The organism is Mesorhizobium sp. M7A.F.Ca.US.008.03.1.1 (genome assembly GCF_003997495.1).
Lineage (GTDB): Bacteria > Pseudomonadota > Alphaproteobacteria > Rhizobiales > Rhizobiaceae > Mesorhizobium.
On sequence record NZ_RZRU01000018.1, the window covers coordinates 108,102 to 131,842 of the forward strand.

Annotated in this window: 25 protein-coding genes; 11 read left to right on the forward strand and 14 right to left on the reverse strand. The window is 62.8% G+C overall.

Features of this window, described 5'->3' with window-relative positions; all coding sequences use genetic code 11:
* The first annotated feature begins 73 nt into the window (after nucleotides 1–73).
* On the forward strand, nucleotides 74–991 hold the full coding sequence (locus EOA16_RS23210; protein WP_127260325.1) for a DMT family transporter: 918 nt from the start codon (nucleotides 74–76) through the stop codon (nucleotides 989–991).
* Between the two features lie 471 nt (nucleotides 992–1,462).
* On the opposite strand, the gene metF is transcribed toward EOA16_RS23210, so the two are convergent.
* Nucleotides 1,463–2,380 (reverse strand): methylenetetrahydrofolate reductase [NAD(P)H], encoded by a 918-nt coding sequence (gene metF, locus EOA16_RS23215; RefSeq protein WP_127260326.1) that lies wholly within the window; start codon nucleotides 2,378–2,380, stop codon nucleotides 1,463–1,465.
* On the reverse strand, nucleotides 2,377–3,399 hold the full coding sequence (locus EOA16_RS23220; RefSeq protein WP_127260327.1) for a metalloregulator ArsR/SmtB family transcription factor: 1,023 nt from the start codon (nucleotides 3,397–3,399) through the stop codon (nucleotides 2,377–2,379). The genes metF and EOA16_RS23220 overlap by 4 nt, the downstream gene beginning before the upstream one ends.
* 122 nt (nucleotides 3,400–3,521) lie before the next feature.
* Here EOA16_RS23220 and tsaA point away from each other — a divergent pair, with 122 nt between their 5' ends.
* Together tsaA and EOA16_RS23230 are read left to right on the forward strand one after the other, a co-directional pair.
* Nucleotides 3,522–4,061 carry a tRNA (N6-threonylcarbamoyladenosine(37)-N6)-methyltransferase TrmO gene (gene tsaA, locus EOA16_RS23225; protein WP_127260328.1) on the forward strand — a complete coding sequence of 180 codons (540 nt, stop codon included), beginning with the start codon at nucleotides 3,522–3,524 and terminating at the stop codon, nucleotides 4,059–4,061.
* Nucleotides 4,058–4,372 carry a DUF2293 domain-containing protein gene (locus EOA16_RS23230; protein ID WP_127260329.1) on the forward strand — a complete coding sequence of 105 codons (315 nt, stop codon included), beginning with the start codon at nucleotides 4,058–4,060 and terminating at the stop codon, nucleotides 4,370–4,372. The genes tsaA and EOA16_RS23230 overlap by 4 nt, the downstream gene beginning before the upstream one ends.
* 6 nt (nucleotides 4,373–4,378) lie before the next feature.
* Here EOA16_RS23230 and EOA16_RS23235 read toward each other — a convergent pair whose 3' ends face one another.
* Nucleotides 4,379–4,882, reverse strand: a complete 504-nt coding sequence (locus EOA16_RS23235; RefSeq protein ID WP_127260330.1) for a hypothetical protein — start codon at nucleotides 4,880–4,882, stop codon at nucleotides 4,379–4,381.
* Nucleotides 4,883–5,041: 159 nt separating this feature from the next.
* Between EOA16_RS23235 and EOA16_RS23240 the strand changes: the two genes are divergently transcribed.
* On the forward strand, nucleotides 5,042–6,004 hold the full coding sequence (locus tag EOA16_RS23240; RefSeq protein ID WP_127260331.1) for a D-amino acid aminotransferase: 963 nt from the start codon (nucleotides 5,042–5,044) through the stop codon (nucleotides 6,002–6,004).
* A gap of 132 nt (nucleotides 6,005–6,136) precedes the next feature.
* Nucleotides 6,137–6,976, forward strand: coding sequence for an SDR family oxidoreductase (locus EOA16_RS23245; protein WP_127260332.1), 840 nt, complete (start codon nucleotides 6,137–6,139; stop codon nucleotides 6,974–6,976).
* A 47-nt stretch (nucleotides 6,977–7,023) separates the two neighbouring features.
* On the opposite strand, the gene EOA16_RS23250 is transcribed toward EOA16_RS23245, so the two are convergent.
* The gene (locus EOA16_RS23250) at nucleotides 7,024–7,641 is read right to left on the reverse strand and encodes an MOSC domain-containing protein (protein WP_127260333.1); all 618 of its coding nucleotides are present in this window, start codon (nucleotides 7,639–7,641) and stop codon (nucleotides 7,024–7,026) included.
* Nucleotides 7,642–7,838: 197 nt separating this feature from the next.
* Between EOA16_RS23250 and EOA16_RS23255 the strand changes: the two genes are divergently transcribed.
* Nucleotides 7,839–8,405, forward strand: a complete 567-nt coding sequence (locus EOA16_RS23255) for an isoprenylcysteine carboxylmethyltransferase family protein (protein WP_127260334.1) — start codon at nucleotides 7,839–7,841, stop codon at nucleotides 8,403–8,405.
* Nucleotides 8,406–8,415: 10 nt separating this feature from the next.
* Here the strand turns inward: EOA16_RS23255 and EOA16_RS23260 are convergent, their stop codons facing one another.
* The 5 genes from EOA16_RS23260 to ettA form a co-directional block, all read right to left on the reverse strand.
* A complete protein-coding gene (locus EOA16_RS23260) occupies nucleotides 8,416–9,537 on the reverse strand; it encodes a beta-ketoacyl-ACP synthase III (RefSeq protein ID WP_127260335.1) in 1,122 nt (373 codons plus the stop codon).
* Between the two features lie 178 nt (nucleotides 9,538–9,715).
* A complete protein-coding gene (gene tam, locus EOA16_RS23265; protein WP_127260336.1) occupies nucleotides 9,716–10,507 on the reverse strand; it encodes a trans-aconitate 2-methyltransferase in 792 nt (263 codons plus the stop codon).
* Nucleotides 10,504–10,770 carry a type II toxin-antitoxin system RelE/ParE family toxin gene (locus EOA16_RS23270; protein ID WP_127260337.1) on the reverse strand — a complete coding sequence of 89 codons (267 nt, stop codon included), beginning with the start codon at nucleotides 10,768–10,770 and terminating at the stop codon, nucleotides 10,504–10,506. The genes tam and EOA16_RS23270 overlap by 4 nt, the downstream gene beginning before the upstream one ends.
* Nucleotides 10,767–11,015, reverse strand: coding sequence for a DUF6290 family protein (locus EOA16_RS23275; protein ID WP_127260338.1), 249 nt, complete (start codon nucleotides 11,013–11,015; stop codon nucleotides 10,767–10,769). Before EOA16_RS23275 ends, EOA16_RS23270 begins: the two co-directional genes overlap by 4 nt.
* A gap of 59 nt (nucleotides 11,016–11,074) precedes the next feature.
* A complete protein-coding gene (gene ettA, locus EOA16_RS23280) occupies nucleotides 11,075–12,724 on the reverse strand; it encodes an energy-dependent translational throttle protein EttA (RefSeq protein WP_127260339.1) in 1,650 nt (549 codons plus the stop codon).
* A 274-nt stretch (nucleotides 12,725–12,998) separates the two neighbouring features.
* Between ettA and EOA16_RS23285 the strand changes: the two genes are divergently transcribed.
* Nucleotides 12,999–14,285, forward strand: coding sequence for a GGDEF domain-containing protein (locus EOA16_RS23285; RefSeq protein WP_127260355.1), 1,287 nt, complete (start codon nucleotides 12,999–13,001; stop codon nucleotides 14,283–14,285).
* 4 nt (nucleotides 14,286–14,289) lie between these two features.
* Here the strand turns inward: EOA16_RS23285 and EOA16_RS23290 are convergent, their stop codons facing one another.
* Entirely contained in the window at nucleotides 14,290–14,892 is a 603-nt protein-coding gene (locus EOA16_RS23290; protein WP_127260340.1) for a hypothetical protein, read from the reverse strand.
* A gap of 89 nt (nucleotides 14,893–14,981) precedes the next feature.
* On the reverse strand, nucleotides 14,982–15,989 hold the full coding sequence (locus EOA16_RS23295) for a ribonuclease (RefSeq protein ID WP_127260341.1): 1,008 nt from the start codon (nucleotides 15,987–15,989) through the stop codon (nucleotides 14,982–14,984).
* Between the two features lie 183 nt (nucleotides 15,990–16,172).
* Between EOA16_RS23295 and EOA16_RS23300 the strand changes: the two genes are divergently transcribed.
* The 3 genes from EOA16_RS23300 (at nucleotide 16,173) to EOA16_RS23310 (ending at nucleotide 20,026) form a co-directional block, all read left to right on the forward strand.
* Nucleotides 16,173–17,105: an alpha/beta hydrolase gene (locus EOA16_RS23300; RefSeq protein WP_127260342.1), complete on the forward strand. Its 933-nt coding sequence runs from the start codon at nucleotides 16,173–16,175 to the stop codon at nucleotides 17,103–17,105.
* A 99-nt stretch (nucleotides 17,106–17,204) separates the two neighbouring features.
* Nucleotides 17,205–18,380, forward strand: a complete 1,176-nt coding sequence (locus EOA16_RS23305; RefSeq protein WP_127260343.1) for a CaiB/BaiF CoA-transferase family protein — start codon at nucleotides 17,205–17,207, stop codon at nucleotides 18,378–18,380.
* Complete coding sequence (locus EOA16_RS23310; RefSeq protein WP_127260344.1) at nucleotides 18,377–20,026, forward strand: thiamine pyrophosphate-binding protein; 1,650 nt, start codon at nucleotides 18,377–18,379, stop codon at nucleotides 20,024–20,026. Before EOA16_RS23305 ends, EOA16_RS23310 begins: the two co-directional genes overlap by 4 nt.
* 229 nt (nucleotides 20,027–20,255) lie before the next feature.
* Here the strand turns inward: EOA16_RS23310 and EOA16_RS23315 are convergent, their stop codons facing one another.
* Nucleotides 20,256–20,696, reverse strand: a complete 441-nt coding sequence (locus tag EOA16_RS23315) for a CHRD domain-containing protein (protein ID WP_127260356.1) — start codon at nucleotides 20,694–20,696, stop codon at nucleotides 20,256–20,258.
* A gap of 159 nt (nucleotides 20,697–20,855) precedes the next feature.
* Nucleotides 20,856–22,139: a cystathionine gamma-synthase family protein gene (locus tag EOA16_RS23320; RefSeq protein WP_127260345.1), complete on the reverse strand. Its 1,284-nt coding sequence runs from the start codon at nucleotides 22,137–22,139 to the stop codon at nucleotides 20,856–20,858.
* Nucleotides 22,140–22,261: 122 nt separating this feature from the next.
* Between EOA16_RS23320 and EOA16_RS23325 the strand changes: the two genes are divergently transcribed.
* A complete protein-coding gene (locus tag EOA16_RS23325) occupies nucleotides 22,262–22,720 on the forward strand; it encodes an Lrp/AsnC family transcriptional regulator (RefSeq protein WP_127260346.1) in 459 nt (152 codons plus the stop codon).
* 41 nt (nucleotides 22,721–22,761) lie between these two features.
* On the opposite strand, the gene EOA16_RS23330 is transcribed toward EOA16_RS23325, so the two are convergent.
* Nucleotides 22,762–23,733, reverse strand: a complete 972-nt coding sequence (locus tag EOA16_RS23330) for an ABC transporter substrate-binding protein (RefSeq protein ID WP_127260347.1) — start codon at nucleotides 23,731–23,733, stop codon at nucleotides 22,762–22,764.
* Nucleotides 23,734–23,741: the final 8 nt, after the last annotated feature.

Below are 23,741 nucleotides of genomic sequence, written 5' to 3' on the forward strand. Positions count from 1 at the left end.
GCCCTTGTCACTTAGTCCGATATGGCTTCTGCGTGACTAACTGGCATTCAGGCCGTCTGGGAGGGCGACTCACATGGCAATAGCCGTGACATCAGCGCCACGCGGGCCGATGGTGCTCAAGGACTGGGGACAACTGCTGCTGCTTGGCGCGATCTGGGGCGGCTCGTTCTTCTTTGCCCGCATCGCGGTGGCGGAACTTCCCCCGCTGGTGCTGGTGCTGTTTCGCGTCGCCATCGCCGCGATCGCGCTGCAGATCTATCTCGGCCTGCGCGGTCCGTCCTTCCGCCTTGCGCTTCCGCATGCAGGCCTGTTCTTCCTGCTGGCGCTCACCAACAATGTCGTGCCCTTCTCGCTGATCTTCGCCGGCCAGACGGAGCTTGGCGCCGGCGTTGCCTCGGTGCTCAACGCGACGACGCCGTTCTGGACATTGATTCTTGCCAATGCGCTGACATCGGACGAAAAGCTCTCCTGGAACAAGCTCGCCGGCATTGCGCTCGGCATCGCCGGTACGGCCGTCATGATCGGCCCCGGCCTGCTTGCCGGGCTCGGCGGCCCGGTCTGGGCCAAATTCGCGCTGATCGGCGCTTCGCTGTCCTATGGTATTGCGCTGATGGTCGCCCGCCGCTTCAGAGGCGTGCCCTCACCGGTCATCGCCACCGGACAGTTGACGGCATCGACCATCATCATGATCCCGATCGTGCTCTTCACCTACGGTCCGTCCGGCCTGTTCTCGGCCTCGCCGCCGGTCTGGGCGGCGGTGCTGGCGCTGGCGCTTCTGTCCACGGCCTTCGCCTATATCCTCTATTTCAACCTCGTCGCCTCGGCCGGCGCGACTAACGCCTCGCTGGTCACGCTTGTAGTGCCGGCCAGCGCCATGCTGCTCGGCTTCCTGTTCCTTGGCGAGCGGCTGGAGCTGTTCGAAATCGGCGGCGTGGTGCTGATCGCGCTCGGCCTCGTCACCATCGACGGGCGGCTGTTCGGCCGACGTTAGAGCGCCGCGTCCACTGGACGCGCAAAGGATGCTCTAACCACCCAGTTGCCCCCCGCATCGCGAAAGTCGAATTCGACCTTCGCAGCGGTAGCGCTGCCATGACACGGCAGCGACACGAGTCGGCCACATTTTATTCACAGGTCTGAAGCCGGTTTTTGCCTAGGAGTTTCAAAGCCTAACGGCAAAAGACATGTCGCGGATTTCACAATCACGTCGCAATGCAGCACATTTTCCGCTTGCCTGTGGCACAAATGAACCTAGACTCCATGAAATAGCTCTTTAAGAGGAGGCTATGTCATGGGACTTACGAGGCCTATCAACGCATTGATGATCTGTGCTGCGTTCGCCTTTATCGGAGCCCTTATTATGGGCTTCCTTCCCTGACCGCCAAAGCGGGGAAGACCAGCACCCAATAGTCCAACCAATTCAAAAGGCCGGGTTTTTCCCGGCCTTTTGTTTTTGAGCCCGACCTCAAGCCGCGGCTGATCCGGCGGCCGCCGCCTCGTGCGAGCGGATGCCGATCATATGACAGATGGCAAAGACCAGATCGGCGCGGTTCATGGTGTAGAAGTGGAAATCGCCGACACCGCGCTCGACCAGGTCCATCACCTGTTCGGCCGCCACCGCCGACGCCACCAGCGCATGCGTCTGCGGGTCCTGGTCGAGGCCTTCGAAACGCTCCGCCAGCCAGCCGGGCACGTGCGCGCCCGCCCTCGCGGAAAAGTTCGCGACCTGCCTGAAACTGTGAACCGGCTGGATACCCGGCACGATGGGGATGTAGATGCCGGCGCGGCGGACGCGCTCGACATAGCGCTCGTAGAGATCGTTGTCGAAGAAGAACTGGGTGATGGCTCGCGTCGCACCATTGTCGACCTTGCGTTTCAGCATCTCGATGTCGGTGGCGAAATCGGGGCTTTGCGGATGCTTTTCCGGATACGCCGCGACCGAGATGTCGAAATCCGCGATTGCCTTGAGACCGGCGACCAGTTCCGCGCCATTCTCGTAGCCACCGGGATGCGGCCGATAGGGTTCGCCGACGCCGGAGGCCGGGTCGCCGCGCAGCGCCACGAACCGGTTGATGCCGATCGATTTGTAATCCTGGATGACCGCGTCGACCTCGTCGCGCGTTGCACCGACACAGGTCAGATGCGCCGCTGCAGGAATACCGGTTTCCGTCAGGATGCGCTTTACAGTGCGTGCGGTGCGCTCCCGCGTCGAGCCGCCGGCGCCGTAGGTCACCGAGACGAATTTCGGCTTCAGCGGCTCCAGCCTTGTCACCGTCTCCCACAGCCTCGCTTCCATCTCGTCGGTCTTCGGCGGGAAGAATTCGAAGGAAACCCTGACCTTGTCGCCGATATCGGGGCGGCGGGAAAAGCGGAACTGGTTCATGCGATTTCCCCTATCGAGTTCGCTTTGGCCTGCCTTGTGTCGTTGGATGGATCGGCGATCAGCAGGCGCCGGTCGCGGCCAAGCCAGAGTTTTACGGTGAGCCTCGCCTCATTGCCGCCGCGCGGCTCGAACTCCTGGGCATCCTCGAGATCGAGGCCGGCTTCCGCAAACCAGTCGGCGATCTGCCGGTCGGAAAAGCCGAGCCGCATATGCGCGTGCTCGTCACGCAGGAATTCCAGCGAATGCGGCGCGAAATCGACGATGACCAGGCGCCCTGCCGGACGCAAAAGCCGCGCCGCCTCGTGGATGGCGCGGGCGGGATCGTCGAGATAGTGCAGCACCTGATGGATGGTGACGAGATCGAAGGCATCGCGCTCCACCGGCGGCGCGAAGATGTCGCCCTGCCGCACCTGCGCATTCGAAACCCCAGCCTTGTCGAGATTGGCGCGCGCCACGGTCAGCATCTCGCGAGACATGTCGATGCCGACACCGCGCCGATAGAGCGGCGAGAAGATTTCGAGCAGACGCCCGGTGCCGGTGCCGAGATCGAGCATCGACTGGAACGGCCGCTTGCCGACCAGTTTCAGCATTGCGGCTTCGACGGCGCGGTCCGGCACATGAAGCGAGCGGATATGGTCCCAGCTTGCCGCATTCACGGAAAAATACTCGACCGCCCGGTCCTGCCGCTTGCGCTTGACCGAGGCCAGACGCTCAAGATCGCGCTCGACCTGCGGATCGGCGCCGCGAATGCCGGAAACCAGCCCCATGACGAAGTCACGCGCGGAATCCGCATCCGACAGACGGAAGAAGGCCCAGGACCCTTCCTGGTAGCGGCCGATCAGCCCTGCCTCCAGAAGCAGCTTCAGGTGCCGCGAAACGCGCGGCTGCGACTGGCCGAGAATTTCGGTAAGATCGGAAACGGTGAGGTCACCGCGCGACAGAAGTGCCAGTATGCGCAATCGGCTGGATTCGGCCGCCGCCTTTAACGTATCCACCATAGTGTCGAGCGAGACATGCATCAGCGTATTCTCTTTGAAAAGATATAAACATATGTTTATGTCGGTTTTCGAGACGTTGCAAGGGCTATGTCGCTTCCGGACAAGAAAATGCCGCTTGTGTGGCGTTTTAAGAGACGTGGGCCATGACTGAAACGCGTGAGATGTTCGAAGAGCGCGAAGGCGAGCAGAGGCTGGAAAACGATCCGGCCTTGATGCCGCCTGATGGCGGCATCGTCTTCATCGGCCGCATTGCCTCGCCGTGGACGACAGGCGAAACCTGCCCTAAGAACATGCGCGCCGCGCGCGAGACCGGGCAGAAGGCGGTGCTGACCATCGACGCGCCCTACCGAAGTGGCCTGCGGGGGCTGGGACGCGCCAGCCACGTCATCATCCTCTCCTGGCTGCATCATGCGCCGCGGGACCTGATTGTGCAGAAACCGCGCCATGCGGCTGAAGCGAAGGGTGTATTTTCGCTGCGCTCCCCTGCCCGCCCCAACCCGATCGGGCTGCATGTGGCCAGGCTCGTCGGGCTCGACCAAAACACCAGTCGCATCGATCTCGACGCCATCGATGTGCTCGACGGCACGCCGGTCATCGACATCAAGCCTTATTTCGCCTCGACCGACGCTATTGCCGAGGCGACCATCGAAGGGCGCGACGAGCCCGATCGGATCGGGCAATGACGGCGCCGACCGGCCGCCGCCGCGCCATCGCCAAGGCACTGACGGCACTGCTGCCGCTGGCGCCCTATGCCGACATGGAGAAGATCCGCACCGACGCCGGCGCGGTCCACATGAAGACCCTGCCGCCAGGCATCGCCGTTTGGCTGGCGACGATTGCCCATATCCGCCACATGCACACAGACTACGAGAAACTGCTGAGCGAAGGTTACGACCGCGACTCGGCGCGTTTCTTCGTCATCGAGCAGACCAACATCGTGCTCACCCGCTGGCGCGCAACCCGCCTGCTCGACGCGGACGACGAGGAGGAATGACCACGGCTACTTCCGCTTTAGCACTGCGACCGCATTGTAGGGCTGGCCGTCGGCCTGGCCGACCCAGGTCCAGGACAGATTTCCCTTGAAAAACCTGACGGTGATGTTGCCGCCGTCGATGCACTTGTCCTGACCGTAGGTGATGCTCTCGTGGTATTCCGCCGAATTGTCGTCCCTGGACGTTTGCGACAGCGATCCGCCGCAGCCGAGTGACGGATAGTCGATCGACGCGCTGCCATCGTTGATGGTCATGGCGATCGCCCAGTCGGCGCCGGCATCGCCAGCCGGACTCTGGTGGCCATTGCCGAGCCAGGTGCCGCTCAGCGACGGCACGCTCACCGCACAAGGCAGGTTCTGGAAGATCGGTGTCAATTCGCTGCCGGTTTTCTCGCAGCGATAGGTCTGCCCGCCCTGGCACAATTCCTCGCCTTCGCGCGCGCACTCGGCGCTGGCTTCGCTCGCAGCAGCGAACATCGTCATGGCTGCTATGACGGCCCCAAGCCTGCCCATCTTCCTCCCTCCCGTTCAGAGCGCGCAATCTAAGGCAATTCCGATCCGATGTATCGGCGAGATCGTCATCGAGGCCGAACAGCACCGGGCGGGTGGCTCTATGCCTTCTGCCCTGCGCCGATAGCCTGCTGATCTCGCCTTGCGCGACAGGAGGCCCCGATGAGCCACACGGCGACGATACAGGACGGGAAGCAACTGCCCGTGGTCGACGACCGCCATGTCGACCCGCACTCCTATCCCGAGGGGGTCACTTTCCTCGACGGCCAATACCTGCCGATGTCGCAGGCCAAGATCTCGGTGCTGGACTGGGGTTTTCTGCATTCCGACGCAACCTACGACACCGTGCATGTCTGGAATGGCCGCTTCTTCCGCCTCGATTTGCATCTCGAGCGCTTCTTCGGCGGGCTGGAAAAGCTGCGCATGACCACTCCCTTCGACCGCCAAGGCGTGACCGAAATCCTGCACAATTGCGTGGCGCTGTCTGGTCATCGTGCCGCCTATGTGGAAATGCTGTGCACGCGCGGCGCCTCGCCCACCTTCAGCCGCGATCCGCGCCAGGCGGTCAACCGCTTCATGGCATTCGCCGTGCCGTTCGGCTCGGTCGCCAATGCCGAGCAGTTGCAGCGCGGCCTGCGCGTCGCCATCAGCGACAAGGTACGCATTCCGCCGGCCTCGATCGACCCGACGATCAAGAACTACCACTGGCTCGATCTGGTGCGCGGCCTCTACGATGCCTATGACCGCGGCGCCGAGACAGCGCTCATTCTCGACTTCAACGGCAATGTCGCCGAAGGCCCGGGCTTCAACGTCTTCTGCGTCAGGGATGGCAAACTGTCGACGCCTTCTATTGGCGTGCTGCCCGGCATCACCCGCCGCACCGTTTTTGACCTTTGCGCCGAAGAAGGGCTTGCCGCCACCGCCACCGATGTCAGTGTCGCCGCATTGCGCGAAGCAGACGAGGTTTTCATCACCTCCACCGCGGGCGGCATCATGCCGGTGACGGAGATCGACGGCGCGGCGATCGCCAACGGCAAGGTCGGACCGACCACCAGCCGGCTGATGGCGCGCTACTGGCAAAAGCACGATGACCCGGCTTGGTCGTCTCAGGTGAATTATCCCTGATAATTCAGGCGTCTTTTTCAAAAGATTCCCGTCGCCTCTGGAAAATCAGAGGACCGACCGTATATGCCTGAAAGCGGAGAAGCCTCCGCTTTCACCCAAAATCACGCCCGCAGGGGCAAGGACTCCAAGATCATGACAAACAAGGTTTGGTTCATCACCGGATCGTCGAAGGGCTTTGGCCGCGTCTGGGCCGAGGCGGCACTCGCGCGTGGCGACAGCGTCGCGGCGACTGCCCGCGATGCCGGCACGCTCGCCGATCTCGTCGAGAAATACGGCGACAGGATTGCCGCGATAAAGCTCGACGTCACCGACAAGAAAGCCGTCGATGCCGCTGTCGCCGAGGCGCACAAGCGCTTTGGCCAGCTCGACGTCGTTATCAACAATGCAGGCTACGGCCATTTCGGCGCCATCGAGGAGGTCAGCGAACAGGAAGCCCGCGATCAGATCGAAACCAATGTGTTCGGGGCCCTATGGGTCACCCAGGCCGCTCTGCCGATCATGCGGGCGCAGCGGTCCGGCCACATCATCCAGATCTCGTCGATCGGCGGCGTCAATGCCTTTGCGTCGCTCGGCCTCTACCACGCCTCGAAATGGGCGCTGGAGGCCTTCAGCCAGTCGCTCAGCATCGAGGTCGCGGAATTCGGCATCCATGTGACGCTGGTCGAACCCGGCGGCTTCTCCACCGACTGGGCCGGCCCGTCTGCAAAGGTGTCCGAACCGATCGAGGCCTATGCGCCCGCTCGTGCCAAGATGGCCGAGCGCCGCGCCAATTCGGTCGCCGGCGATCCCGAGGCCACCGGGCCGGCCATGCTGGCCATTGTCGACGCCGCCGAGCCGCCGCTCCGGGTGTTCTTCGGCGACGGCGGCCTGCCTATGATCAAGCAGGAATACGCCAACCGCATTGCCACCTGGGAGAAGTGGGACGACATCTCCATCATGGCGCAAGGCGCCAGGAAGAACCGCAAGGGCTGAAGCCCAGCGCTTTTGCTACGCCGCTCCATGGGCGGCGTAGCCTACCCTCAGGCTTGATAGATCCACTGCTCCGGCACGCGCACCGAAATCTCCTCGCCGGCCTTGACCGTTCCCGGTTTCTCGACCCAGGCGACGACGCCGCGCAGCCGTTTCGCCACCTTCGGGAATAACAGCGCGCCAGCTTCGATATCAGCCATTCCGGCGTTTTCGGCGATCGACCGGCCAGCGATGCGGCACGGGCCGTTCTGCGCGTCGACCTTGATGGTCACCCCGCTCTTGAAGAACAGCAGCGTACCGGCCGGCAGCATGGAGAGGTTCGGAACCCCTTCGATCACAAGATTGGCGCCGATCCATTCCGGCTTGATCTCGGTGAGGCCCATCCGTTCGGCGACAACCGCCAGCTCGTCCGCCGACACTATGGACAATTGCCGTTCGTTGCGCATTTCGGTGCCGCGCGGATACCAGGGCTCGCGCCCGCCGGAACGCCGCGTCGGACCGGCATGGAAATCGCCCGAAATGCCGTCGAAACCCAGCCGCAATTCATCCACAGGGCGCGTCTGGAAATGATCCGCTGGCGCGACGTAAAGCGCTGCCGCCTTGGCGGCAAGCTTTTGCGCGGGGATGATTTCAACCGGCCTTTCAGCCTCGGGGAAGAGATCCAGCATGGCGTTCTTTCTAATCGTCATTCGACGAGTTAGCCGGGCGGGCTTCGCGGCGTCCAGTCGAAAGTGCTGATCGTCCGATCAACAGCACCGATGGGATGGCGATCACGCGTTTCTTACCTGTCACCGATCTCGCACCGCATTGCCGCCGCGCGGTGCCGGTTTCATAGTGACGTCCAGACGGTTTGTGGAGGCTGATCGTGCGACCTGTGACGGCAATCACGTTGCTTTGGTTGATCTGGGCCGGAACCTGGGCCGTCGCCGCCCTGTGGTCCGACCCTGCCCAGAAGCGCGCCGGATTGAGGGCCGAGGCCCGCTATCGGGGGCTCTGGTTGGCCGGTGCGGTGCTGTTGTTCATTCCGGCGCACGGCTATGAAGGCCGGCTCAGGCTGTGGATGCCTGATCTCCCCGAAGCCTGGATCTGTGTCGCGCTGATCGCCATCGGCATCGCCTTTGCCTGGTGGGGGCGCCTGCATCTCGGCAGGCTGTGGTCGGGCACCATCACCGCCAAGGCCGGGCACCGTGTCGTCAACACCGGCCCGTACGGCCTTGTCCGGCATCCGATCTACACCGGATTGCTGCTGGCGATCCTCGCCACCATGGCGGCCAAGGGCACCGTCTGGAGCATAGCCGGAACCGCGCTGCTCATCATCGGCATCGTGACCAAGGCAAGACTGGAAGAAAGCTTCCTGCGCGGCGAGCTGGGCAGCGCCTATGACGACTATGCCAGGCGCGTGCCGATGCTGGTGCCGTTCGCACCAGCCTGACGCGGCAAGCTCAGAGCATCCGTAGTAGCGCGCCGCCTATCGAATACCCCGCGCCAAAGGCGCAGATCAGGCCGAAATCGCCGGGCTTCATGTCGGCATGGTTTTCCGACAGCGCGACGATGGCGCCGGCGCCCGCCGTGTTGCCCAGCCGCTCCAGCACCATCGGCGCGCGGTCGTGGTCGACCTCATGGCCGAACGACAGTTTCAGGATCATCGCGTTCATGCGCGCATTGGCCTGATGCAGCCAGAAGCGCCTGATCGCCTGTGGCGTCAGCCCGTGTTCGGCGAGGAATTCGACGATGAATTTTTGTCCGGCGACGGTGACTTCCTTGAACACCTTGTTGCCGACCTGCTTGATCAGATTGCCTTCGAGATTGATCATGTAGGGATCATCCTGGGCGGTGCGGGTGTGGTAGCCCAGATTGGTGCGGATGTTGTTCGACATCTGCGTCCAGACGCGCGTGTCGAGCACCTCGAAGCGGCCCGGCCGCTTGTCGCCCTTGGCCAGGCCTTCCACCACCATCGACACCGAAGCGTCGCCGAAGATGAAATGCGTCTGCCGGTCGCGGAAATTGAGGTGGCCGGTGATGATCTCCGGCGTCGTCACCAGAATGCGCTTGTGCGCACCCGACCGCACCAGGTTGACGGCGATGTGCAAGGCGGCCGCCGCCGAAGAACAGCCAAGCCCCATGTCGAAGCCGGCACCCTTTGTGCCCAGCGCCTCCTGCATTTCGATGGCGATCGCCGGATAGGGCCGCTGGTGATGCGAGGCCGAGCAGATCACCAGATCGATATCGGACGGTTTTAGCCCGGCATGGTCGAGGGCCTTCTTCGCCGAGGCGATGCCGAACTCGGCCTCCAGCGACAGCGCATCGTCGGGCCGTGCCGGAATGCGCGGCGACATCCGGGTCGGGTCGAGAATGCCTTCCCGCTCGACGACATGACGGGTGCGCACGCCCGAGGCATGGACGATGAAGTCGCTGTCCGATTTCGCCAGCGGCGGTTCGTCGGTGCCCAGGCGGCGCGCATTCTCCGTGTCAACCCACGCATTGAAGCTGGCGACCAGCTCTTCATTGGTAATCTTGGCTTCAGGGATTTCAACGCCGATGCCGCTGATGATGACGCGATGCATATATCCAGTCCGTCCCATCCGCAGGCGTTGCGGGCTTCATGTGGGCGCCGGAACGCTCCGGCGCAACAGTTTTCTCACCGCGGCGGTTTACGCCGGCTTAAACCTGATTTCACCAGGCAAGGCGCATGGCGGCAAAACCGGGTCAAGCGGCGCAATGGGCGCCTTGCAACGTGGATAATCAGGCCCGCTTGGCGACAACGAAAATGCGCGGAAAGCGCAAAAGCACCTTGCCATCAGCCGTCTTCGGATAGGCCTTGGCGATCTTGGCCGTGTAGCTATCGAGGAACAACGTCCGCTCGTCGGCGCCCAGCGGATCGAGGAACGGTTTCAGGCCCGTCGACTTCACCCATTCGACGATCGCTTCGGCATCGGCAAGCGGGTGGTTGTAGATGGTGTGCCAGATATCCAGCCGATCGCTGAGCGGCGACAGGAGGTCATAATAGAACGACACCGGCTGCAGCGGGCCGCGTGCCGCGCCCTTGAGTTTTTCGGCAAACGGCATTTCGGCGGCGGTTTCGCGCATCAGGCGCTGCGAGTCCTCGCCCATATTGTCGGGCATCTGGATGGCCAGCGCGCCGCCTGGCGCGAGAAAACCCATCAGCCGCTGGAACACCGCAGGATGCTCGGGCAGCCACTGGAACACAGCATTGGCGAAGATCACGTCGACCGGCTCCGCCGGCTGCCATTTGGAGGCATCGGCCAGGTTAAAGGTAACCTCGGGCAGGCGCGCCCTCGCCTTCTCGATCATGTCGGGAGAAGTGTCGAAGCCGCTCACCTGCGCATCCGGCAAGCGCCCGACAAGCAGCTCGGTCGAATTGCCCGGCCCGCAGCCGATGTCGACGACCCGGCGCGGGAAGTCGACGGGGACCTGCGCCACCAGATCCCGCGCCGGTCGCGTGCGCTCGTCCTCGAATTTGAGATATTGGGCGGCGGACCAGTCTGGCTTTTGTGAAACGGCGCTGTTGTTCATCGATAGACCTCGCGACGGTTGCCTATTTCCACGACCAGGACGACAAGGCGACTGTCCTGAAACTGGACGATGATCCGGTAGTCGCCGACGCGAAACCGCCAAGCTTCTTCTTTGGTTGCGGTGAGGCGTTTGGCAAGAACTCTTGGATCGGGATGCGCCGAAACTCTCCCGGCGAGGAATTCGAGGACACGGCGCTGATCCTTCGTCGAAAGCCGCTCAATGTCCTTTTTAGCGCGCGGCGTGAACTCGACACGCCAACTCATTCAGCGGCGGGCTTCTTGCTACGCTCGTCGCGTTCACGAAGTTCAAGCTGGCGGATCATCTCATCCAGCGGGATACGAACGCCGTCATCATTCCTGACCCGTTCCTCTGCAACCCTGGCGTCCTGCCAATCCTCGATGGCCTCGAGGATCGCGTCGACCGCGACCTGATCGGTCGTCCGGCCGCTCGCCTTGGCCATGTCGGCCAACAGCTTTTCGGTCTTTTGCGGCAGTTTCACTGTGATCATGGGAAGCTCCGTCAACCCAATTTAGGTCAAACGACGATCACCCGCAACGGACCCTGCCCTTACCGCGTCAGCCTCTTGTAGGTCATGCGATGCGGGTTGACGGCATCGGGGCCGAGGCGGCGGATCTTGTCCTGCTCGTAATCCTCGAAATTGCCCTCGAACCATTCGACATGGCTGTCGCCCTCGAAGGCGAGGATGTGCGTCGCCAGGCGATCGAGGAACATGCGATCGTGCGAGATGATGACAGCGCAGCCGCCGAAGTTTTCCAGCGCGTCTTCGAGTGCGGCAAGCGTTTCCGTATCGAGATCGTTGGTCGGTTCGTCGAGCAGCAGCACATTGCCGCCGGTCTTCAGCATCTTGGCCAGATGCACGCGGTTGCGCTGGCCACCGGAGAGGTTGCCGACCTTCTGCTGCTGGTCGCCGCCACGGAAGTTGAACGAGGCGCAATAGGCACGCGTGTTGGCTTCGAACTTGCCGAGCTTGACCACTTCGGCGCCGCCGGAAATTTCTTCCCACACCGTCTTTGACGGATCGAGCGCATCGCGGCTCTGGTCGACATAGCCGAGCTTCACCGTTTCACCGACGCGCACAGAGCCCGCATCCGGCGTTTCCTGGCCGGTGATCATGCGGAACAGCGTCGTCTTGCCGGCGCCGTTCGGACCGATGACGCCGACGATACCGCCGGGCGGCAGCTTGAATTCCAGGCCGTCGATCAAAAGCGTGTCGCCAAAGCCCTTCGACAGGCCTTCCGCCTCGATCACCACATTGCCGAGCCGCTCGCCATGCGGAATGACGATCTGCGTATCGCTCGGACGCCGCTTGTCGGCTGCATCCAGAAGGTCCTGGAACGCCTGGATACGCGCCTTGGATTTGGTCTGGCGGGCCTTGGGGCTCGACTGGATCCATTCGCGCTCGCGGCCGATGGCGCGCTGGCGGGCATCGTCCTCGCGGCCTTCCTGCTTGAGCCGCTTGGCCTTGGCTTCGAGATATTTGGTGTAGTTGCCCTCATAGGGAATGCCGCGGCCGCGGTCGAGTTCGAGAATCCAGCCGGTGACATTGTCGAGGAAGTAGCGATCGTGGGTGATGATCATCACGGCACCCGGATAGGCACGCAGATGCTTTTCCAGCCATGCCGTGGTTTCGGCGTCGAGATGGTTGGTCGGTTCGTCGAGCAGCAGAAGGTCGGGCTGGCGCAGCAGAAGCTGGCAAAGTGCGACGCGCCGGCGCTCGCCGCCCGAAAGCTTGGTGACTTCCGAATCCTTGGGCGGGCAGCCCAGCGCTTCCATCGCCATCTCGACCTGCTGTTCGAGATCCCAAAGGTTGAGCCGGTCCATCTCGTCCTGGAGCTTGGCCGACTCGTCGGCCGTCTCGTCGGAGTAGTTCATCATCAATTCGTTGTAGCGTTCGATGACGGCGGTCTTGGCAGCGACGCCTTCCATGATGTTTTCGAACACGGTCTTGTCCGGATCGAGCGCCGGCTCCTGCGCCAGGTAGCCGACAGTGGCGCCTTCGGCCAGCCACGCCTCGCCGTTCCACTCCTTGTCGAGCCCGGCCATGATCTTGAGGATCGTCGACTTGCCCGAACCGTTGGGGCCGAGGATGCCGATCTTGGCGTCGGGGTAGAAGGAGAGATGGACATTTTCGAGCACCTTCTTGGTGCCATAGGCCTTGTTGAGGCCGGCCATGTGATAGATGAACTGGCGTGCCACGCGCGCTTTCCCTGAAAAAACTGACTAGCCCAGAAAACTGACTGGATCTGTCGAATTGAGTGGAGGTTGGCCGCTATGTAGGCGATGCGGCGGCGAACGGCAATCGCTTTTGCCGCATCTGGCCGGTCACACGCGGAAGTGTCCGCCAATCGCCGAAGTTTTTCACCGGCCAGGGGCGTGCTGAAATCTCCGGTTAACTCTTCGGCGTCAAAACAGGATCGGAGTGGAATCGCTCGCTATTCGCGATTTCGAGAAAGAGATCGGATCGACGGGATTGCTGAACAGTTTCCTGCTCCTTGCCGAAGCGGTCGTCTACTTCAGCGTCATGGTGACGCTTTTTCGCTTCAGACGGCGTATCGGCCTCGGCGTCTTCGTCTGCGCGCTCGGCGTCATGCACTTCCTCGAGACCTATCTCGCCAGCGTTTTTTACGTCGCCTTGCCGTTCGGCATGGTCTCGCCGGGCTCGGCGGTGCTGTTTTCCGGGAAGCTGGTCATGCTGTTGCTGCTCTACATGAAGGAGGACGCCGCCACGGTGCGTCAGCCGATCTACGGCCTGCTGCTCGGCAATGCGCTGATGATCGGGCTGGTGCTGCTGCTCCGCCTGCACGCCGTCGCCCCGCTTCCCGACGGCAGGCTGCCCGACATGAGTTTCATCGACGAGATGGGCTGGCTGATGGTTTGGGGCACGACGCTGCTGTTCGTCGATGCCATCCTGATCATCCTGCTCTATGAGAAGCTCGGGCGCACCCTGCGCAAGGCACCGTTCCCGCGCATCCTGATTTCCGTGGCTTGCGTACTCACCTTCGATCAGGCCGGGTTCTTCACCGCGTTGCATTTCGTCGCCGGTGCGCCGATAGCCGTCTTTTTCGGCGGCTGGTTTGCCAAGATGGCGGCAGCGCTGATCTTCAGCACCATGCTTGTCGCCTATCTCAAATGGTTCGAGGAACGCCAGATCACGGCGCCGCGCGGGCTGACCGACATCTTCGATACGCTGACCTATCGCGAACGCTACGAAGCGCTGGTCGAACATGTCGGCCGCGACGGGCTGACAGGCCTGCTGCATCGCGGGCGCTTCGACGCCGATGGTGAAGCCGCCGTCCAGGTCAGCCTGCGCACCGCAAGGCCGCTCAGCCTGCTGATCATTGATGTCGACCATTTCAAATCGATCAACGACCGTTTCGGCCATGCCGAAGGCGACAAGGTGCTGAAGGCGGTCGCTGCCCTGCTTGGCGAGGCGGCAAGCGCCGAGGACCAGGTGTTCCGCATCGGCGGCGAGGAATTCGCCATCCTCAGTTCTCGTCCGCACTCGGTCGCCAGGCTGTTCGGCGAAAGCATTCGCCACGCGGTCAAGGGCTCGGCCGCCACCAGCCGGTTCGAGCTGACCGTCAGCGCCGGTGTTTCCAGCGTCAGCGAAACGACGCGCTGCCTTGCCGACCTGTTCGCGCTTGCCGACCAGCGTCTCTACAAGGCCAAGTCGACCGGCCGTGATCGCGTCGTCGGAGAGCCGGGCGGCCACGAAGCCGACACGGCCGCTGCGTGGACCAAATCCGCACAGATTTAGTTGGTTACGACTTCCTCCGCCGCCGAAGACCGGTGACGGTCGAAACCGCCATCAGCGCGATAGCCAGCCATTTCAGCGCCGTGATGATCGGCCCGGCCTCGATATCGTAGGCAATGAACAGCAGGATACCCGGCACCAGCAGGCCGCATAGGATCAGCATGATGCGGTTGATCTGCCACGAGACTTTTGCCGCCAACGCCTCGTCGCCGGGCGCGGGAACAAGTGCTGCTCGCATCGTCTTGCCGCCCACCAGCATGGCCGAAAGGCGCATCGAGATCGGCAGGCCGAGCCCGATGATCAGGAAAGCGCAAGCCGCCAGTAGCAAGGAGAATTTCAACGCGCTCGTCTCCGCCGGCACGGGAAAGAGCAACGTCGCCAGCGGCAGGAAGACACCGAAAATACCGATCGCCGCGATGATCATGAAGATCACCGCATTGACGATCGTGAACAGCTGGTAGGTGCCGAGGCCGATCGGTTCGGACAGCGTTCGCATACGTACCCACTCGGCGTCGGTATAGGAAAAGCCCGGCCATTCCATGCGGGCATCGTTGATCAAAACCATGCCCTTGGCCCAGAAAGCCAGCCGCGCCAGTGCGCTGCTCGTCATGCCATCCATTACGACCCCCGCCCGAATGATGCGCTCGCAGCATAGCACCAGGGCGTGGCAACGCGACAGTCCGGTGTCTCTGTTGAGTGTTACTGGAAGCCGATCGCGTCGACATTGCCTGTCGGGCAGCCGGCCTTGTTGGTCGGCACCGAAGCCAGCAGCAGATCCTTGAGCGCGCTGTTGGGACCGATTGGACCGGCGAGGCCGAGCGTCAGTTCGCCGATCAGCCGCCTGCCGCTCGACGGATCGATGACGCAGGAAACGCGCACGCGGTCCCCTGCTCCCGCCCCGAAGGTAGTGTCGAAGGCGCCGCGAATCTGGTCGGCCGTCAGCTTGCCGCCGATGTTCTTGGCGAAGAGATCGCGCACCGGCGAGCTGTTCACCGCGCGCATCAAATTGAGCGCGTCGGAGAAATAGTCCTGCTGGCTCTTGCCGTAGCAGGTGCCGTGCTTGATCCATTCATGCCGCTCGAGGTGGGAGGCCGTTCCAGGCATCACCTGATCGAGCTCCGTGCGGGTGTTGGCGTCAAGATTGACCGGCGGCAGGTCTTTCCAGTGGGCCGGATTGTCGTTGGCCTTGTCGCTCGCTGTCGCCTGGCAATAAAAATTGCCGTTCGGCTGCGGCCACAGCCCGTGCAAGGTGAAATGCGTGGCGTCGAAATCACCAGCACTCTGCGCCCTGCATTCGGTCTTGTTCGACTTTGTCTCGCAGAAGGCCGGCTGCCAGCTCAGCGCGAAGACGTATTCGGGTTTCCCCGATACCGCCGGCTTGCCTTGCCCGTCAGGGGCGGCCGGCACGGTCGCCGCGCTGCTGCCGGAAACGTGGCCGCAGCTGACCTTCACCCAGCGGCGCTCCGGATCGGCGCCCGGCACCAGGATGAGGTAATGCGTCGGCGCATCCTTGTTGCCGGCAAGCAGCTGATAGCTCTGCCCGGCATCGGTCGAGACATTGCCGGGGTTCTTGCCGTTCTTGATCGCTTGCGTCGCCGGACAGGCAGCGTCGGCCACAAAGGAGCCGCTCATCTTGACGTCGGCACGTGCGGCACCGGCCAGCGACGCGGCCAGCACGGCCAATCCGAAAACGACAGCAATGCGCATGGAAAATCCCCGGCTGGACAAGTGGGCGACACACTGAAGCTGTCTCCATGTCAGAATTGCGATATTTTGCTGGCCAAACGCAAGAAACATCGTCGCGAAAAGCGGGTTTGCAGGATTGACGCATAATATGGGCCGGCGCAAACAAAGCCAACGACGACAAAAGCAAGGGCGGGACCAGGCGGCATGTCATTCAGCCAGCAGCGCGTGGTTTCCTCGCCGACCGGTGCCGAGCTCAATCTTTTCGTCAGGCAGGCCGATGGCCGGGCACGCGCCGTCGTCCAGATCAATCATGGCTTGGCCGAGCACGCAGCGCGCTATGCCCGCTTTGCCGATTTTCTTGGCTCCCGCGGCTTCCATGTCTATGTCCACGACCATCGCGGCCATGGCGCTACCAGGGCGCCGGACGCGCCGCTCGGCAGGTTCGCCGAAAGGAATGGCCCGGCCAAGGTCATCGCCGACATCGGCGCCATCCATGATCTCATCGCCCGCGAACAGCCAAACAGACCGGTCATCCTGTTTGGCCATTCTATGGGTGCGTCGGTGGCGCTGAACTACCTGTTAAGCCACTCGCCACGCGTCCGTGCGGCCGCGATCTGGAACGGTAATTTCTCGCAAGGCCTGCTTGGGCAGGTTGCGCTGGGCATCCTTGCCTGGGAACGGATGCGGCTCGGCTCCGACGTGCCATCGCGTCTGCTGCCGAAACTCACCTTCCAGGCCTGGGGCAAGGCGGTGCCCAATCACCGCACATTGTTCGACTGGCTGTCACGCGACGAAACGGAAGTGGCGAAATACATCGCCGATCCGCTCTGCGGCTGGGATGCCTCGGTATCGATGTGGCGCGACGTTGTCGGCATGGCGCTGAATGGCGGCAAGGATGCCGGCTTTGCCGGCGTCCGGCGCGACCTGCCCGTCAGCATCGTCGGCGGCGAAAGGGATCCGGCTTCCGACTATGGCAAAGGGATCACCCATCTTGCCAATCGCATGCGCAAGATGGGCTTTTCGAATCTGGTTTCAAAGGTTTACGCCGACACCCGACATGAAAGCCTGAACGAGGTGAATCGCGACATCATCATGGATGATTTCGCCACCTGGGCCGACGAAGTCCTCAAAGCGTGACGGATTGGCCCACTGCAAGAGCCGTGACAGCCGTTGCAGGGCTTGATAGAGGCTCTGCTTTCGCAGCAATCGCAGTGATTGCGGCAACCACGGTGATCCATGGCTGAGCCCCCGCTGAAAGGCGTCCGCGTCGTCGAACTCGCCCGCATCCTTGCCGGGCCATGGGCCGGGCAGTTGCTTGCCGATCTCGGAGCCGATGTCATCAAGGTCGAAAGCCCGGATGGTGGCGACGACACCCGCAAATGGGGTCCGCCCTTCGTCATGGGCAAGGACGGCGAGAACCTGTCGGCCGCCTATTACCATTCCTGCAACCGCGGCAAGCGCTCCATCGCCATTGATTTCTCGACGCCGGAAGGCGCGGAGACCGTGCGTCGGCTGGTGGCGACTTCGGACGTGCTGATCGAGAACTTCAAGCTCGGGGGCCTGAAGAAATACGGGCTCGACTACAACAGCCTTCGCCAGATCAACTCGCGCCTCGTCTATTGCTCGATCACCGGCTTCGGCCAGGACGGGCCATACGCACCACGCGCCGGCTACGACTTCATCATCCAGGCCATGGCCGGCATGATGTCGATCACCGGCGAGGTCGGCCGCGAGCCGCAAAAGGCCGGCGTTGCCATCTCCGACATCTTCACCGGCCTCTATTCGGTCATCGCCATCCAGGCAGCCCTGCGCCACGCCGAACAGACCGGCGACGGCCAGCATGTCGACATGGCGCTCTTCGACACCCAGATCTCGGCGCTCGGCAACCAGAACCTCAACTATCTCGTCTCCGGCAAGTCGCCGGTGCAGATGGGCAATGCGCATATGAACATCGCCCCCTACGAGGTAGTGCCGGTCCGGGACGGGCACATCATCCTCGCGGTCGGCAATGACGGCCAGTTCGCGAAATTCTGCGTTGCCGTCGGGCTGGACGATTTGCCTGCCAATCCCGACTTCGCCACCAATCCCGCCCGGGTCGCCAACCGGGTCAAGTTGCGCGAACACATGATCGAGGCGCTGAAGGTTTTCGATCGCGACCCGCTGCTGGCCAAGCTGGAAGCGGCCAGCGTGCCGGCGAGCCCGATTAACACGATCGGCCAGATGTTTGCCGATCCGCAGACCATCGCGCGCGGCATGCGGCTCGACCTGGACGACGGCCATGGCAATCTTCTGCCTTCGGTGCGTGCGCCGATGGTGATGTCCGGCACGCCGCTGGTCTATGAGCGCCCCTCGCCACGCCTGGGCGAGCACACGCAAGAAATCCTTGCCGAACTGGAGAAGTCTGGACAATGAAGACCGGCGGACAACTGATCGTCGACGCGCTCGAAGCCAATGGCACCGACCGCATCTATTGCGTGCCGGGTGAATCCTATCTGGCGGTGCTCGACGCGCTGCACGATTCAGCGATCCGCACCATCGTCTGCCGCCAGGAAGGCGGTGCCGCCATGATGGCCGATTGCCACGGCCGCCTGACCGGCAAGCCCGGCATCTGCTTCGTCACCCGCGGCCCCGGCGCCACCAACGCCTCGGCCGGCATCCACATCGCCATGCAGGATTCGATACCCGTCATCCTGTTCATCGGCCAGGTCGCCAGCCACGCCAAGGAGCGCGAGGCCTTCCAGGAGGTGGACTATAAGAGGTTCTTCGGCGACATCGCCAAATGGGTGGTCGAGATCGACGACGCCTCGCGCATCCCCGAATTCGTCACCCGCGCCTTCGCGGTGGCGACATCGGGCCGTCCCGGCCCCGTGGTGATCTCGCTGCCCGAAGACATGCTGACCAGTATCGTCGAAGCGCCCATCGCCTTGCCGCACACGCCGGTTGAGACACGGCCGGGCGAAGCGGAGCTCGATGCGCTGGAAAAGCTGCTGGCTAAGGCCAAGCGGCCGTTCGTCATCCTCGGCGGCACGCGCTGGGACGCCGATGCCGTGGCACAGATGCGCGCGATCGCCGAGGCCTGGTCGCTGCCGGTCGGCTGTTCCTTCCGCCGCCAGATGCTGTTCGATCATCTGCATCCGAACTATGCCGGCGATGTCGGCATCGGCATCAACCCGAAGCTGGCCACAGCGATCAAGCAGGCCGATCTCGTGCTGCTGATCGGCGGCCGCATGGGCGAAATGCCCTCGTCCGACTACACGCTGCTGAAAAGCCCCTACCCCGACCAGACACTGGTCCATGTCCATGCCGACGCTGGTGAGCTCGGCCGCGTCTACCGGCCGACACTGGCGATCAACGCCTCGCCTTCCGCCTTCATCGACGCTTTCGCCAAGCGCAAACCGGCCGCGGAGCCGACCTGGGCAGCCGAGACGCCAAAACTGCATGCCGCCTATCTCGACTGGTCGACACCACCGGAAGGCGGCCCCGGCTCGGTCCAGATGGGCCCGATCATGAACTACCTCGAAAAGATGTTGCCCGACGACGCCATCCTCACCAACGGCGCCGGCAATTACGCCACCTGGGTGCATCGCTTCCACCGCTTCCGCCGCTTCGCCACTCAAGGTGCGCCGACCTCAGGCTCGATGGGCTATGGCACGCCTGCTGCGGTCGCCGCCAAAGAGCTGTTTCCGGACCGCACCGTGGTTGCTTTCGCCGGCGACGGCTGCTTCCTGATGAACGGGCAGGAATTCGCCACCGCCGTGCAATACGACCTGCCGATCGTCGTCGTGGTCGTCAACAACGGCATCTACGGCACCATCCGCATGCATCAGGAGCGCGAATATCCCGGCCGCGTCGTCGCCACCGATCTCAAGAACCCCGACTTTGCGGCACTCGCCCGTGCCTATGGCGGCCATGGCGAAACGGTCGAAAAGACAGCGGATTTCGCTCCCGCCTTCGAACGTGCCCGCGCCAGCGGCAAGCCGGCGATCGTCGAAATCCGGCTCGACCCCGAAGCGATCACGCCGACCAAGACGATGACCCAGATCCGGGACAAGGCCTGAGCGCCGACGGTAAAGGCCGAGTTCTACGGCGCCCCCCTCTGCCCTGCCGGGCATCTCCCCCTCAAGGGGGGAGATTGGCCTTCATCAATGCCGGCTCTCTGTTTTGCAGTGCTGAAAATTGGCGAAGGCAGTAGCGAAATCCAATCTCCCCCCTTGAGGGGGAGATGTCCGGCAGGACAGAGGGGGGCTGTCCCGCCGACTTCCGAAGCAATCGCTATTCTGTCCGCGCCTACTTCGCCTTTTCGATCTGCCCACGAATTTCGCCGTCCTTGTTGGCGGCGGTATGGACGTTGACGTAATATTTGCCTGCCTCCAGATCAGCCGCCTGGGCATCCGTCAGCGTTTCAGACCCCTTGATTGGGCTCTTGAGCTTTTTGAACGGGATGACCGGTCCGGCGTTTTCACCCATCGCCGCCGGGCCGTGAATGTGCGCAGCTGTCGCCGGCCCGCTGAGGCCGGAATATTTGACGTTCCAGCTGAGCTTCTTCTTGGTCGTGTCGAACGTTAAAGTGGCGGTGCCTTTGCCCTTGGTAGTCACGGGCGGGCTTTGCTGGCTGCCATCGAGCGTCGCCTTGTACTTCACCACGTCAGCCAAGGCCGGCGAAGCAAGGAAGACGGCAGCAGAGACGGCGAGTGCCGAAACGATCGGCGAAAAGGAATGCATACGCATTTTAGAAAACCTCCGTTGGATGTAACTCCCTGCGGCTCCCCAGCGCATGGATACGTCAGCACAACGGTCAGCCAGCCAAAAGTATCCTTGGCGCACGCATATGTGATGGCAGGCAAGCCCGATTACCTGCCCCACCAAATTTCAGCGGAATGGCGGCGGTCAGACCCTCGCCAGCGCCTGGGTCAGGTCGGCGATCAGATCGTCCGGGTGTTCGACACCGATCGACAGCCTGACCGTGGTCTCCAGCACGCCGATGCGCTGGCGCACGTCGACGGGAATGCCCGAATGGGTCATGGCTGCGGGGTGACTGGCCAAGGATTCCGTTCCGCCCAGGCTCACCGCCAGCTTGAAGATCTGCAGCCCGTTGAGAAAGGCGAAAGCTGCCTTCTCGCCGCCCTTGATATCGAAGGAGAAGGTCGAGCCGGCACCGGTGCATTGCGCTCTGTAGGCGCGCCCCGCCGGCGTATCCTCACCCAGGAAAGGCAGGTAATGCATCTTCTCGACCTTGGCATGATCGCGCAGGAATTCGGCGACCAGGCGCGCATTGTCGTTGGCGCGCTCCATGCGGATCGACAGCGTCTCCAGCGAACGGCCGAGCATCCAGCAGGAATGAGGGTCCAGTTGCGTGCCGATCGCGCCGCGCAGCGCCTTGATCGGCTTGGTGACCGCCTTGCTGCCCATGGCGGCGCCCGCGATCAGGTCGGAATGGCCGCCGACATATTTGGTCAGCGAATAGACGGAGACATCGGCGCCATGTTCGATGGGCCGCTGGAACACCGGCCCGAGCAATGTGTTGTCGCAGACGACGATCGGCGCCGACCCTTGGCGCGTGCCGATCTCGTCGGCAATCTTGCGCATCAGCGCGATGTCGACCAGGCTGTTGGTCGGATTTGACGGCGTCTCGATCAGGATGACCGACACGCGGCCCTTCGCGACCGCCGCGTCGGCGGCGGAGCGCACCGCCGTCTCGTCGACGCCGTCCGCGAAGCCGACAGCGCCGATACCGAAACCGGAGAGCGTGCGCGTCAAAAGCGTCTCCGTGCCGCCGTAAAGCGGCTGCGAATGAAGGACGACCTCGCCCGGCCTGATATAGGCGAGCAGTGTCGTGGCGATTGCCGACATGCCCGATGAAAACAGGATGCAGGCATCCGTCCCCTCATAGATCGCCAGCCGGTCCTCGACGATCTCGCTGTTGGGATGGTTGAAGCGCGAATAGACCAGGCCGGACGCCGTGCCGCTCGGCGGCTCCTTGCGGCCGGATGTGTAGTCGAAGAAGTCGCGTCCCTCCTCCGCCGACTTGAACACGAAAGTCGAGGTCAGGAACACCGGTGGCTTGACCGCGCCCTCCGAAAGCTGCGGATCGAAGCCATAGCTCAGCATCAGCGTCTCCGGGTGGAGCTTGTGGTTGCCGATATGGGTTTTCGACGGGCGTGGCGCGGTCATGGCTTTTCCTGCTTTTGAAAGAGTGTCGCACGGCAATTTATGCGATCTCCACCGCGCAGTCCTTGCTATTTTCGGGCTCGCATGGCTGCATCCCCGCAATGAATTGCCCAGGGTGGCCAACAATGCAGCAGAAGATAGCCGATGATTTCGACCGCAAGATCCTGCGCGAACTGCAGGCCGACGCCCGCATCACCAACAACGAGCTTGCCGAGCGGATCGGCCTGTCGCCGTCGCCCTGTTTGAGGCGGGTGCGGCGGCTGGAGGAGACCGGTGTCATCAGGGGCTACACCACGCTGGTCGATCCCTCAGCCTTCGGCTGGAGCATGGTCGCCATCGCCACCATCCGGCTCAGCCGCCAGAACGAAGACGAGATCGTCATGTTCGAGGACGCGATCCGCGGCTGGGAAGAGGTGCTGGAATGCCACCTCGTCACCGGTTCGCGCGACTACGTGTTGAAGGTGGTGACGGGAAACCTCGAGCAGTACGAGCGCTTCATCAAGGAAAAGATCGCGCGGCTGAAATGCGTCGCCTCGATCGAAACCAGCTTCGTCATGAACACCATAAAGGAACGGCGCCTCTAGCAAGAGGCGCCGTCTCTAGATCGATATGTTGCCGACTAGGCTTACTTGACCGCCTTGTCGGTGATGGCGGTGGTGTAGGCGCCGGTCGGCTCCTTGGTGATGATCTTTTGGTCGAGCAGCGCCTTGGCGGTGCGCTCGTAGGTTGCCGGGTCAAGCTTGCCGTCGGCATTGTCGATCAGCTTGGCCACTTCGCTCATCATGCGCTTCTGGTGGTTCTCGTCCTGGCCGCCGCCGTCCATGACGATGCCTGCGGCTTCGTCATTGTTGTCGATGGCATATTTCCAGCCCTTCATCGAGGCGCGCACGAAACGCACCATCTTGTCTTCGAAGGCCGGATCCTTGAGCTTGTCTTCCGACGCATAGAGCCCGTCCTCGAGCAGGTCGTTGCCCATCGCCGAGTAGTTGAACACGGTCAGCTGTTCCGGCTTGTAGCCGGCGTCGATCAGCTGCCAGTACTCATTGTAGGTCATGACCGAAATGCAGTCCGCCTGCTTCTGGATCAGCGGCTGCACATCGAAGCTCTGCTTGAGAACGGTGACGCCGTCCGGGCCGCCTTCGGTCTTCAGGCCGAGCTTGTTCATCCAGGCGTAGAACGGATACTCGTTGCCGAAGAACCAGACGCCGAGCGTGTGGCCCTTGAAGTCGGCTTCGGTCTTGATCGGGCCGTCCTTCGGGCAGACCAGCTCCATGCCGGCTTTCTTGAACGGCTGGGCGATGTTGACCAGCGGCACGCCCTTTTCGCGGGCCGCCAGCGCACCGCCCATCCAGTCGACGATGACGTCGGCGCCGCCGCCGGCGATCACCTGCTCGGGCGCGATATCGGGACCGCCCGGCTTGATGTCGACGTCGAGACCCTCGGCGTCATAGAAACCCTTGGCTTTGGCGACATAGTAGCCGGCAAACTGGGCCTGCGTGACCCATTTCAGCTGCAACGTCACCTTGTCGGCGGCCATTGCCTGGAACGCGGCGAGCGACATCGCGCCGGCCAGAACAGGAATAATCAGTCTTTTCATTTTTTTTA

Coding starts and splice junctions, on each gene's coding strand:
- EOA16_RS23220 (WP_127260327.1), bottom strand. CDS start 3,399: ATGCATGTCTCGCTCGACACTATGGTGGATACGTTAAAGGCGGCGGCC.
- EOA16_RS23230 (WP_127260329.1), top strand. CDS start 4,058: ATGACGGCGCCGACCGGCCGCCGCCGCGCCATCGCCAAGGCACTGACG.
- EOA16_RS23305 (WP_127260343.1), top strand. CDS start 17,205: ATGGCTGAGCCCCCGCTGAAAGGCGTCCGCGTCGTCGAACTCGCCCGC.
- EOA16_RS23295 (WP_127260341.1), bottom strand. CDS start 15,989: ATGCGCATTGCTGTCGTTTTCGGATTGGCCGTGCTGGCCGCGTCGCTG.
- EOA16_RS23330 (WP_127260347.1), bottom strand. CDS start 23,733: ATGAAAAGACTGATTATTCCTGTTCTGGCCGGCGCGATGTCGCTCGCC.
- tsaA (WP_127260328.1), top strand. CDS start 3,522: ATGACTGAAACGCGTGAGATGTTCGAAGAGCGCGAAGGCGAGCAGAGG.
- EOA16_RS23270 (WP_127260337.1), bottom strand. CDS start 10,770: ATGAGTTGGCGTGTCGAGTTCACGCCGCGCGCTAAAAAGGACATTGAG.
- EOA16_RS23235 (WP_127260330.1), bottom strand. CDS start 4,882: ATGGGCAGGCTTGGGGCCGTCATAGCAGCCATGACGATGTTCGCTGCT.
- EOA16_RS23315 (WP_127260356.1), bottom strand. CDS start 20,696: ATGCGTATGCATTCCTTTTCGCCGATCGTTTCGGCACTCGCCGTCTCT.
- EOA16_RS23275 (WP_127260338.1), bottom strand. CDS start 11,015: ATGATCACAGTGAAACTGCCGCAAAAGACCGAAAAGCTGTTGGCCGAC.
- EOA16_RS23290 (WP_127260340.1), bottom strand. CDS start 14,892: ATGACGAGCAGCGCACTGGCGCGGCTGGCTTTCTGGGCCAAGGGCATG.
- EOA16_RS23300 (WP_127260342.1), top strand. CDS start 16,173: ATGTCATTCAGCCAGCAGCGCGTGGTTTCCTCGCCGACCGGTGCCGAG.
- EOA16_RS23245 (WP_127260332.1), top strand. CDS start 6,137: ATGACAAACAAGGTTTGGTTCATCACCGGATCGTCGAAGGGCTTTGGC.
- tam (WP_127260336.1), bottom strand. CDS start 10,507: ATGAACAACAGCGCCGTTTCACAAAAGCCAGACTGGTCCGCCGCCCAA.
- metF (WP_127260326.1), bottom strand. CDS start 2,380: ATGAACCAGTTCCGCTTTTCCCGCCGCCCCGATATCGGCGACAAGGTC.
- EOA16_RS23320 (WP_127260345.1), bottom strand. CDS start 22,139: ATGACCGCGCCACGCCCGTCGAAAACCCATATCGGCAACCACAAGCTC.
- EOA16_RS23260 (WP_127260335.1), bottom strand. CDS start 9,537: ATGCATCGCGTCATCATCAGCGGCATCGGCGTTGAAATCCCTGAAGCC.
- EOA16_RS23240 (WP_127260331.1), top strand. CDS start 5,042: ATGAGCCACACGGCGACGATACAGGACGGGAAGCAACTGCCCGTGGTC.
- EOA16_RS23325 (WP_127260346.1), top strand. CDS start 22,262: ATGCAGCAGAAGATAGCCGATGATTTCGACCGCAAGATCCTGCGCGAA.
- EOA16_RS23210 (WP_127260325.1), top strand. CDS start 74: ATGGCAATAGCCGTGACATCAGCGCCACGCGGGCCGATGGTGCTCAAG.
- EOA16_RS23310 (WP_127260344.1), top strand. CDS start 18,377: ATGAAGACCGGCGGACAACTGATCGTCGACGCGCTCGAAGCCAATGGC.
- EOA16_RS23250 (WP_127260333.1), bottom strand. CDS start 7,641: ATGCTGGATCTCTTCCCCGAGGCTGAAAGGCCGGTTGAAATCATCCCC.